Raw genomic sequence first — 11839 nt, forward strand, 5'->3', positions numbered from 1 at the left:
GCGGCGACGGCCGCCCTGGTGTCGTGTGGTGTCGACGGACCCCAGCGACCGTGTCCTGCGTGCCGGTTGCCCGTCTTTTTGGGTTGTGCTGTCGGGGTGTGCCGGCCGGGGCCGGGGCTCCTGACGCGTTTTCGGGCGCCGACGTCTTCAATGAGGAATTGCGGCGCGAGTCGCCGAATGTCAGCAGATCGCGCATATGAGTCTGGGGGAATTGTGCATCATGCCTGAAACCTCGATCGCCGTTCTCTTTCCTGGGCAGGGCGCTTTCTACGGCCGTGCTCTCGCGGACCTGCGGGACGAGTTCCCCGAGGTAGGACCGGTCCTCGCCGAGATCGGTGACGCCGCCCGTCCGCTGCTCGGCGACCACGCGGTGGAGCAGCTCCTCGCGGCGCGGACGCCGGACACCGAGCAGTTGCTCCGGGATGCCCCGGAGGCCCTTCAGCTCGCCATCTACGCGGTTTCCACCGCCGCCTACGGCGTTCTGCGCGCTCGTGGACTGCGTCCGGACGTCCTGGTCGGCCACAGCCTCGGGGAGATCGCCGCACTGGTCGCGGCCGGTGCGTTCAGCCCCGCCGAGGGGGCCGAGATCGTCTGCCACCGGAGCATCGCGCTGCGCGAGGCCGGGTCGGGCGGGGCCGGGTCGGGCGACGCCTACATGGCCGCCGTCGGCACCGACGCCGACCGGGCGCAGAAGCTGGTCGACCTCGTCGGCGACCCGCTGAGCGGCATCGCGGTCGAGAACCACGACGGGCAGACCGTGCTGTCCGGGCGGGCCGAGGCGCTGGACGCCATCGGCCGGCTCGCCGCCGTGCTGAAGACCGACTTCGCGCGGCTCCAATCGCCCTACGCCTTCCACAGCCCGCTGCTCGGGCCGGCGGCGGAGAAGTTCGCCGAGCGCATCGCGGACATCCGTCAGCGACCGCTGCGGACCGCCGTCCACTCACCGATCCTCGGCCGTGCCTACGAGGACGGCGACCGGCTGACCGAGCTGCTGGCCGGGCACTTCACCACCCGGGTGCGGTTCGCCGGCACGGTGCGGGAGCTGGCGGCCGGCGGGGTGTCCGTGTTCGTCGAGAGCGGGGCGCTGGACGCGCTGAGCCGGATCACCGGCCGCGTCGTCGCGACCCCGGTCACCACCGTGCCGACCCTGCTGCCCGAGGCGGGCGGCGCCGCGCTGCTGCGGCGGGCGCTCGACCGGCTCGCCCTGATGGGTGCGGTCCCGGTGCGCGCGGGCGGCCTCGCGACGGCGGACCAGCTGCGGGCCGCGCTGCTGTCCGACGTGCCGGCCGAGGACTTCGAAGCGTTCTGGGACGGGCGCGGCGGGGACGTGCGGGCGTTCGCCAGGGAGGCCTACCTGACGTACCTGGGCGCGAGAGGAGAGGGGAGGGGAGGGGCCAAGCCGAAGGCGCGGGGTGCGGTGGCGGGGGTGGGCCGCGAGGTGCTGCTCCGCCAGCTCGCCGACATCTACGCCGAGGCGCTGGAGTACCCGGTCGAGGTCTTCGAGGAGGGCACCGACCTGGAGGCCGAGCTGGGCGTGGACTCGGTGAAGCAGACCGAACTGCTGGTGCGGGTGGGCCGCCGCTACGAGCTGCCGCCGCGGCCCTCCGACGTGCGGCCGGCCGCGTACAACACCCTCGGCAAGATCGCCGACCTGATCCTCGCTTCGGGCGGATCGGTGTGATGCCGGTGTCCCAGGAACCTCGGGGAAGGATCGCCCTGGTCACCGGAGGGGCGCGGAACGTCGGCAAGGCGATCGCCAAGCGACTCGCCGCCGACGGCGCGCTGGTCGTCATCAACCACCTGCACTCTCCCGGGCCCGCCCGGGAGACCGCCGCGGAGATCGAGCGGGCCGGCGGCCGGGCGCACGTCATCCGCGCGTCGGTCGCCGTCCGCGGCCAGGTCGACCGCATGTTCGACGAGATCGAGGAGCGCTTCGGCGGGCTCGACGTCCTCGTCAACAACGCCGCCGACGGCGCGCTGGTGCCGGGCGATGAGGTCACCGAGCAGCTGCTCGACCGGGCGCTGAACACCAACCTCAAGGGCGGGCTGGCGTGCGCCCGGCGGGCCGCCGCGCTGATGGCGCGGCGGGGCGGGGGCAGCATCGTCAACGTCTCCACGCTGGGCGGCGGCCGGTTCGTGATGGCCAACTACCTGGCCTGCGGGCCGGCGAAGGCCGCGGTGGAGGCGATGACCCGCTATCTGGCCGTCGACTACGCCCGCGACGGGATCCGGGTCAACACGGCGGCGGCCGGCCTGCTCCGCAGTGAGGTCGTGGGGCTGTTCCCGGATGCCGAGCGGATGCAGCGCGCCACCATCGAGGCCACCCCGATGGGGCGGCTCGGCCACCCGGAGGAGCTGGCCGAGGTGGTGGCCTTCCTGGCCTCGCCGCGGTCGAGCTGGATCACCGGCCAGGTGATCCTGGCGGACGGCGGGCTGTCGACGGGACAGGCGCTGCTGTCGCCGCCGCGCGCGCTGGTGGACCCGGTCCCGCCGACGGTCCCGGTGGCGGCGGAGGAGGCGGAGGAGGCGGAGGAGGAGGAGACGGAGGAGACGGAGGACGAGGCGGAGAGGGAGACGGAGACGGACGGCGGCGAGGAGCAGGGGCAGGGGCGGGCTGAGGAGGACGACGACGAGATCGCCATCGTCGGCATGGGCATCGTGGTGCCCGGCGCCAACGACCCCGACGAGTACTGGCACGAACTGATGCACGGCGCCGAGCGGTTCGTCGAGATCCCGGCCGACCGGTGGGACAACGACAGGTTCCACTCGGCCGACCGGTGCGAGGAGGACAAGACCTACTCCAAGCGCTCCGCCTTCATCACCGACTTCGTGCCGCACCCCCGACTGGCCCGCGAGCTGGCCGAGGCGGGAACCGGCCCGGACGCGGTCGAGTCGACCACGCTGTGGCTGCGGCACTCGCTGCTGCAGGCCATGGAAGGCGTCAGGCATCGTCCCGAGGACCGGTGCTCGTTCCTGGTCGGCTACACCGCCGACGGCAGCCAGCACCTGGAGGAGGCGACCGTCCGGGCCGGTGTGCTCGGCCGGATGGCGCCGATCCTGGACCGGCTGGGCCTGTCGGAGGCGGACCGCGCCGCCGCGCTCGCCGCCGTCGAGCGCCGGCTGGCCGAGCACTACCCGCGCAGCGGGCCCGAGCCGCTGCGGTTCTTCCCGCACCGGGTCGGGCTCAACGCGATGCGCGGCGTGCTGCCGCCGTCCACCGAGCTGCTGCTCGTGGACACCGCCTGCTCGTCCTCGCTCTACGCGGTGGACCTCGGCGTCAAGGGGCTGCTGGAGGGGCGGCACGACATCGCGGTCTGCGGTGGCTCGTTCGCCGTGGGCCCGCGCGGTTCGATCCTGTTCGCCAAGCTCAACGGCCTGTCGGTGAGCGGCGAGGTCCGTTCGCTCGACAAGGACAGCGACGGGGTGCTGTTCTCGGACGGTGCCGCCACCGTCGTGCTCAAGCGGCTGAGCCGGGCGCGCCGGGACGGCGACCTGGTGCTGGCCACCCTGCGCGGCTTCGGCTCGTCCTCGGACGGCAGGGGCAAGGCCGTCTACGCCCCGAGCGCGGCCGGCCAGCAGCTGGCGATCCGGCGCGCGCTGGACCGGCCGGGCATGGACGGGGTGCGGCCGGACTGGATCGTCGCGCACGCCACCGGCACCCCGGCCGGCGACCTGGCGGAGTTCACCACGCTGCGCGAGACGCTGGGCGGTCCCGAGCCCGGGCGCGGCCCGGTGGTGGTCACCTCGAACAAGTCGGTGATCGGGCACACGGGTTGGGCCGCCGGTGTGGCCTCGCTGATCGAGGTCGTGCTGGGCTTCCGGCACGAGGTGATCCCGCCGCAGCACCGGTTCACCGGGACCCCGGCGGACTTCGCGATCGGCGGCTCCACCCTGGTGGTGCCGACCGAGCCGGTGCCGTGGCCGCGCGGCGGGCGCCGCCGGACCGCCGCCGTCTCCGGCTTCGGCTTCGGCGGAACCAACGCGCACCTGGTGGTGCAGGAGCCGCCGGTCGCGGGAGCGGTGAGGACCGTGCGGCCGGAGCCGCGGCAGGCGCGCCGGCAGCCACCGCGGCGGATCGCGATCGTGGCGCGGACCGCGCACCTGCCGGGCAGCGGGAGCGCCGACGACCTGGCCGGCCGGCTGGGCGAGGCGGCGCCGGAGGACCTGTCCTTCGGCGAGGCCTACCCGCTGCCGTCGTTCCGGCAGGTCCGGATGCCCCCCGGCACGATGCGGGGCATCGACCGCTGCCAGCTGATGATCCTCGAGTGCGCCCACCGGCTGCGTGACGGCCTGGGCTCGTTCTGGGAGGACAACAGCGAGACCACGGGCGTGGTGCTCGGCCACCTGGGGGCGACCCGCAACGCGACGCTCTACGCGATGCGCTGCTACCTGGACGACCTCACCGTCGCGCTCGGGGCCGACCCCGCGCCGGCCGCGGCGCCGTGGCTGCCGCAGGTGCTGGAGCGGCTCGGGGCCGAGGTGCGGCGGCTGGTCCCGCCGTCCAGCGAGGACTCCTTCCCCGGCATGATGCCGAACGTGATCCCGGCCCGGGTCGCCAACTACTTCGACCTCAAGGGCCTCAACATGACGGTCGACACGGGGTTCACCTCGGCCCTGAGCGCGATCGACGTGGCCATCCGCTACCTGCGGCAGGGCGAGCTGACGATGGCACTGGTCGGCGGCATCAACGGCAACAGCACCGGCGAGGTGCGCCGGCTGCTGGACGGGGCCCTCGACGGGCGCAGCGTCCTGGCCGAGGGAGCCTTCCTGTTCGCCCTGGTGACCGAGGAGACCGCGGCGGCGGCCGGGCTGGAGGTGCTCGGCTTCCTGGACACGCCGTCCGCGGCGGAGCCCTCGGCGCCGTCCGTGCCGACCGTCGAGTGCGGCGCCGTGCGCACCGGCCGCGATGCCTGCTACCTGGGCGCCGAGGGGGCGATCGGCATCCTGCAGGTGCTGGCGAGGGAGCCGGCCGCCCGGGATGCGGTGGTGGTCTGCCGCGGCGAGAGCGGCGCGCCCGACCTCACCGTCCGGGTCTCCGCCCCCGTGGCGACCGCCGGCCCGGTGCCCGCCCGTCCGGCCGACGCCGTTACCCGGGTGCCGTCCGCCTGCTACGACGAACGGCAGTACGGCGACCGGAGGAACGAGCGGCACCCGCTGCTGATCACCCGGTACGTCCCGGGGCTGACCGCGACGCCGGGCGAGCAGGTCCGCGCCGAGGTGCCGTTCTGGCCCGCGGAGCCCACCGTGGTGCTGACCGACCGGCCGCGGACGGTGACGGCGGCCGGGGCCCCGCCGGGCACCCTGGTGCTGTCCACGGTGCCCGGCGGTCCCGGGGTCCGCCACGTGCCGGACGGCGAGGCGCTCCAGGGGCTGCTGGACGAGGCGGACCCGCGGCGGCGGATCCGGCACATCAGGGTGATCACCGACTTGTCCGGTGCGCGGACGGTCGGCCCGGAGGAGGCGGCGGCGCTCGGCGCCCTGCACGAGCTGGTGTTCCTGGCGGTGCGGCAGCGGCACGAGGCGCTGGCGGAAGGGGCCGCCGGGGCCGGCGGCGCGAGCTGTGTCGGGCTGTTCCTCGGGGCGATGACCGACCGGACCCCGCACCCGTTCACGGGCATGTTCACCGGGCTGTTCAAGGTGATCCACCTGGAGTACGCGCCGCACTGCCTGACGTACGCGCTGGTCACCGGCGCGCGGGAGGCCGCCACCGGGGTCGCCCAGGCGGGCCGGGAGTCCGCGTACCGGCGCGGGGCGCCGTCGGTCTTCTACGCCGGCGGCCGGCGGCTGACCGTCACCCTGGCCGAGGAACCCGGTGGGCCGGTGCCGCCGGGGGAGGCGGCGCTCGGACCCGACGGCGTCGTGGTCGCGGTCGGCGGCGGGCGCGGCATCACCGCGGAGGTGCTCACCGAGCTCGCCCGGCACTTCCGCCCCCGGGTGTACGTGCTCGGCAGCAACCCGGTGGACTCCCACCCGGCCGAGTACCTGGAGCTCGACGACGAGGCCTTCGCCGAGGGCCGCGCCGACTACATCCGCGAGCAGCTCGCACTGCGGACCGGCCGCAACCCCGCGCAGCTCGGCCGCGCGTACGAGCGGATCGGCCGGGCGCGGGTGGTCCGGGCCAACCTGCGCCGGATCGCCGGGCACAGCGGCGCGCACGCGGTGCACTACGTGCCCTGCGACGTGACCGACCCCGCGCAGGTGACGGCCGCGATGGACCGGATCCACGCCGAGGCCGGGCGGATCGACCTGCTGGTCAACGCGGCGGGGCTGAACCGCTCGGCGCCGATCGCGAGCAAGAGCCCGGCGGAGTTCCGGCAGGTGCGCGACCTGAAGGTGCTGGGCTACGCCAACCTCAAGCACGCCCTGCGGGGCCGGCCGCCGCGCGCCTGGTGCAACTTCGGCTCGCTGCTGGGCCTGACCGGTCAGGTGGGCGAGGCCGACTACGCCTCGGGCAACGACTTCCTCGCCTCCGCCGCGACCTACCACCACCAGGTGCTGGGCAGCCACGAGTTCACCGTGGGCTGGACTCTGTGGGGCGAAGTCGGCATGGGGGCAGGTGAGTTGACCAGGGCCTACTTCGAGAAGAGCGGGCTGTACTCCGCGATGAGCACCGCCGAGGGCGTGCACCACTTCCTCCGCGAGCTGAACCTGGCCGAGGCCTCGCCGTACACCGTGCACCTCGGCGCCGCGGAGCGCGGGGCGGTGCGGCGACTGCTGCCCGGACTCCTCGACCCGGGGGCGCCGCAGGCGGATTCGCCGGTGGACGCACCCGGGGAGCGGCCGGCCGACGGGGCGGAGCCGGCGCTGCCGTTCTACCTCGGCGAGGTCCTGGAGCGGACGGCGGACGCGGTCGTCTTCGAGCGGGTCTTCGACCTGGAGCGGGACGACTACCTGCGCCACCACCGGGTCGGCGGCACACCCACCCTGCCGGGCGCCTTCGTCACCGAGATCGCCTTCGAGGCGGCCTCCTGGCTGGTGCCGGAGCTCAAGGTGTACGCCTTCGAGGACCTGCGCTTCCAGCACTTCCTCAAGGTCCGCGAGACGGACCGGGCCGGGCTGCGCAAGAAGATCCGCGCCGAGGTCGTGGAGCGCCGGGCCGACCTCGGCCAGGCGGTGGTGGCGGTGCGGATCACCCAGGACGTGGTGGCGCCCAACGGCACCGTGCTGGTCGAGGACCGGCCGCACTTCGAGGTGCGGGTGCTGCTGGCCGGCGAGCTGCCGCAGGCGCCGCACTGGCGGGCGTGGCACCCGGCGGCGGAGACGCCGGTCCCCGATCCGTACCACGTCCGGGGCTCGCCGGTGCGGCTGACCGACCTGTTCGTGTCGACCACCGACACCCGGCTGCACCCGGACGGCAGGCGGGCCACGTACAACCTCGAACTACCCGCCGACCACCGGGTGTTCGGAAGCTTCGGGATCCCGGTGGTGCTCCTCGACGGCCTCGCCCGCACCGGGGTGCTCGCCCCGGTCGACGGCGACCTGGTCCCGCTGGCCGCCCCGCTGGGCATCGGCCGGATCGACGTCTACGAGCACGGCGGCGACGGCGAGGTCGCGCGGCGCTACGGACGGCTCGACCTGTACGCGGTGCTGCCCGACGCGCCGGCCGACGGGCGGGACGCGGGCCGGGGCAACCGCTTCGTCGCGGTCCGGCCGGACGGACGGGTGCTGCTCCAGATGAAGGACCTGGACTGGACGTTGATGGGCTATCTGGACCGCCGGACCGGCGGCTTCCTGACCACGGCCGAGGCGGCCGAAGCGGCCGAAGTGGCGGAAGCGGCCGAAGTGGCGGAAGCGGTCGAGCCGACCGAAACGTCCTCCGCGAGCGAGCGCGACGAGGGGGTGGCCCCGATGGGAAGAGCTGAGGCCGGTGCGGCCCGCGGGCCGGCGCCGGTGCCCGCCGCCCCGCGCCCCGCCCGCCTCGCCCCGGGTCCGCGCGGCCCGTGGGCCGTCCCCGGCAACCTGCGGAAGTTCCAGCGCGACGCGCCCGCCCTGTTCGCGGAACTGAACCGGACCTACGGCGACATGGTCAGGCTGCCGCTCGGCTACTTCACCGTCCACCTCAACTACCACCCGGACAACATCCGTCACGTCCTCCAGGACAACAGCCGGAACTACGTCCGCGGCAAGGGCTACGACGCCTTCAGGATCTTCATGGGCACGGGCCTGCTCACCCTCGACGGCGAGGAGTGGAAGCAGCACCGCCGGGTGGTCAACCCGCTGTTCCACAAGGCCGCCGTCGACGGCATGGCGAGCGCCATGACCGACTCCACCGCGCTGGTCCTCGACCGGTGGGAGCGGGGCTCGCCGGACGGCACCGGCATCGACGTGGTGCCGGAGATGACGGACCTCGCCCTCGGCGCCCTCGGCAAGGTCATGTTCGACACCGACCTCCACCCGGTCGGCGACCGGGTGGGGCCGGCGATGGCCACCGCCGTCGAGGCCATGGTCTTCCGCGGCACCCTCAACCAGCTGACCCCCGAGTTCGTCCCGATCCCGTACAACCGGCGGATCCGCCGGGCCCGCCGGGTGATGTACGAGATCGTGGACGGCATCGTCGAGGCCCACCGGGCGGGCCGGCACGAGGGGCTGACGGACCTGGTCGCCCTGCTGCTGCGGGCGCGCGACGAGAGCGGCGGGGAGTGGACCGCGCAGCAGCTCCGGGACGAGATCATGACCGTCCTCATGGCGGGCCACGAGACCACCGGCACCGGCCTGGCCTGGGCGCTGTACGAGCTGGCCGGGAACCCGGAGGCGCAGGAGCGGCTGCACGAGGAGGTCGAGCGGGTGCTCGACGGGCGCGTGCCCGGCATCGCGGACCTCGCGGACCTTCCGTACACCCGGATGGTCACCGACGAGACGCTGCGGCTGCACCCGCCGATCTGGGTGTACCCGCGCGACGCCGTCGGGGAGGACGACGTCAACGGCTGGCACGTCCCGGCCGGCGGCAGCGTCTTCATGGTCCCGTACGTCACCCACCGGCACCCGGACTTCTGGGTCGACCCGGAGCGCTTCGACCCGGAGCGCTTCACCGAGCAGAACCGCGCCAGGCATCCCCGGTACGCCTACTTCCCGTTCGGCGGCGGGCAGCGCCAGTGCGTCGGCAACCGGATGGCGCTGGTGCAGACGCACCTGACGCTCGCCATGGTCGCCCAGCGCTTCCGGCTGCGCCCGGTCCGGGGCCACCGGCCGACGCCGGGCACGCTGGTCTCCCTCCGCCCGGTCGACGGCATCCGCCTGGTCGTGGAGCCGAGGAAGCGGTGACCCGCCCGATGACGACCGAGGAACCGGCCGCCCCGGCGCGGGCCCTGGCCGCCCCGGTGGTGGAGTACCCGCGGGACGGATCGGTGCGTCCGGTGCGGCGCCACGTGTGGGAGCCGGTGGAGACCGCCGCGCTCCCGCCGGGCACCGCCCCCGGGCTGCGCGGACGCTCGATCGCGGTGGTCGGCGGCCGGGAGGCCACCGCCGTCGCGGTCGGCGCGGCGCTGACCGCCGCCGGGGCGGCCGTGCACCGGCTCGCCCCGCCCGCCGAGGGGCAGCGGGAGGGCTTCACCGAGGCCGCCGAGGCGCTGCGCACCGCGGCCGGGCGGATCGACGGCATCGTCGACCTCAACCTGGAGGAGCCCTTCGACGGGGGCGGCACGGACGCCTGGGAGGGGCCGCTGCGGCAGACCTTCGCGCTGCTCCGGGCCTGCTGCGCGGACTGGGCGGCCGAGACCGACGCCGAGCGGCTGTTCTACCTGCCGGTCACCCGGCTGGGCGGCCGGATGGGTTTCGGCCCGGACCGGGTCGAGCAGCCGCTCGGCGGCCTGTGGGCGGGGCTCGCCAAGGGCCTGCCCCGGGAGGTGCCCAACTGCAACGTCCGGATCCTCGACCTCACCGCCGAGCACGCGGCGGCGGAGGTCGGCGACCTGGTGAGCCGGGAGCTCTACCGCTGGGGCGCGTTCGAGATCGGCCACCGCGGTGGGCGGCGCTACAGCCTGCGGGCCCGCCACGAGCGGCCCGGCCCGCCGGTGCGCGCGCTGCGGCCCGGCGACACCGTGGTGATGTCCGGCGGCGGGCGCGGCATCGGCTTCGCGCTGGCCCGCTCGCTCGCCGAGGACTTCGGCGCCCGGGTCGTGGTGAGCGGCCGCGGCGCGCCGCCCGACGCCGCGGCCACCCCGGCGCTGGCGCTGGACGACCGGGAGTTCCGGCGGTACCGGGACGAGCGGCTGCGCGAGGCGGCGGCCGGGCGCCGGGTGCCGCGGGTCCGCGCCGAGCTGGAGGAGCTGGCCCGGCAGCGTGAGCTGTGGGCGAACCTCGCCTCGGCCCGTGCGGACGGTCTGCGGATCGACTACGTGCGGTGCGACATCACCGACCCGGAGCAGGCCGCCCGGCTGGTCGCCGAGGCCGGCGACCGGCTGGCGGGCGTCGTGCACAACGCGGGCGTGGACGTCCCGGTCCGGCTGCCGGGCAAGACCGAGCAGATCGTCTCGCTGGTCGTCCGGGTCAAGGTCGGGGGCTTCCTCAACCTGCTGCGGGCGGTCGAGGGCCGGCCGCCGTCGGTGTTCTTCTGCAGCGTCGGCTCGCTGACCGGCCGCTGGGGCGGCATGGTCGGCCAGCTCGACTACGGCGCCGCCAACGAGGCGCTCGGCCGGCTCGGGCTGTGGGCCTCGCAGGACGGCGAGCAGCCCGGCCGGGCGCGCCGCACACCGGTCTCCACGGTCTGCTGGCCGACCTGGGAACGCCTCGGCATGATCACCAACTACGAGGCCACCCTGCGCTACATGTCGGCGGTCGACGTCCGCGAGGGCCTGTACCACTGGAAGAGCGAGCTGTTCTCCGGCAGCGCCGGCGAGTCGACGTTCATCGGCGACGTCGGCCCGGCGATGCTGCCGTCCGTCCTGCGCGGCTACCGACAGGACACCGGGCTGCCGGGCATCGAACGGCTGGCCGCCGCCCGGCACTTCCTGGGCGGGCCGGTGCGCTTCCGGCCGCACGGGTCGCTCACCACGGTGCATGTGCTGCGGGTCGGGGAGCTGCCGTGCTGCGACGACTTCCGGGTGGCCGGCGAGCCGGCGCTGCCGGTCTCGCTCTGCCTGGAGTACCTGCGGGCGGCCGGCGACTGGGTGCTGCCGGAGCGGGGCGACGGGCTGCGCCTGGTCGAACTGCGCGGCCTGGAGGTGGAGTTGCCGCTGCTGGGGGTGGGCCCCGGGCGGTCGGCGGCCGAGTTGGTGCGGCACGCCGAGGGCGGCCGGTCCGAGGACGGCGGCTGGCGGGTCGCGGTGACGCTGGAGCGGGACGGCCGACGGCTCGCCTCCGCCGAACTGGTGTACCGGGACGGCGGGCCGACGGCCGACGGGGACCTGCCGGCGCCGCCGGGTGCGACCGGCGTCGAGGAGGTGCTCCCGTTCCCGCGCGGCGGTGCGCTCGGCTGGACCGGGCAGGCCTTCCGGCTGGCCGCCTGGCGGCGGGACGGGGCCACCGGCCGCCCGTACGCCCGGGCGGAGCCGGGCCGGACGGCCGATCTGCTGCTCGCCTCGCCGGCTCCGGGCGCGGTGCTCCCGCTCCACCAGGTGGAGAACGTGCTGCGGGCCGGCTGGCTCGTCCAGGGCGGGGCGGGTGCGGACGCGCGACGGCTCACCGTGGAGCGGCTGCGCGCCGAGCCGTCGGCCGCCGGCGCCGCCGTCCTGCTGACCGGCAGCCCGGACGGCCGCGACTGGACCGGTCATGACCGGACCGGCCGGTGCGTCACCGAGGATCTCCGGCCGCGCCCGCCCGTGCTCCGGGTGACGGGCCTGCGTTACCGCTGACGCCGACCACTCGCCGTGCCCGGGGCGCGGCGGACACCACCAGGGGGAAC

General features: G+C 75.2%; 3 protein-coding genes. All 3 read left to right on the forward strand.

The features are described 5' to 3' along the window. Nucleotides 1–220: 220 nt before the first annotated feature. From ACFU9E_RS00975 to ACFU9E_RS00985, 3 genes are read left to right on the forward strand one after another with little or no spacing between them, the layout of a single operon-like run. Entirely contained in the window at nt 221–1681 is a 1461-nt protein-coding gene (locus ACFU9E_RS00975; RefSeq protein ID WP_380682525.1) for an acyltransferase domain-containing protein, read from the forward strand. A gap of 5 nt (nt 1682–1686) precedes the next feature. Further along, nucleotides 1687–9261 carry a cytochrome P450 gene (locus ACFU9E_RS00980; RefSeq protein ID WP_380682526.1) on the forward strand — a complete coding sequence of 2525 codons (7575 nt, stop codon included), beginning with the start codon at nt 1687–1689 and terminating at the stop codon, nt 9259–9261. Between the two features lie 8 nt (nt 9262–9269). After that, on the forward strand, nt 9270–11789 hold the full coding sequence (locus ACFU9E_RS00985) for a KR domain-containing protein (protein WP_380714695.1): 2520 nt from the start codon (nt 9270–9272) through the stop codon (nt 11787–11789). Nucleotides 11790–11839: the final 50 nt, after the last annotated feature.

Source organism: Kitasatospora sp. NPDC057595, assembly GCF_042800875.1.
Classification (GTDB): Bacteria; Actinomycetota; Actinomycetes; order Streptomycetales; family Streptomycetaceae; genus Kitasatospora.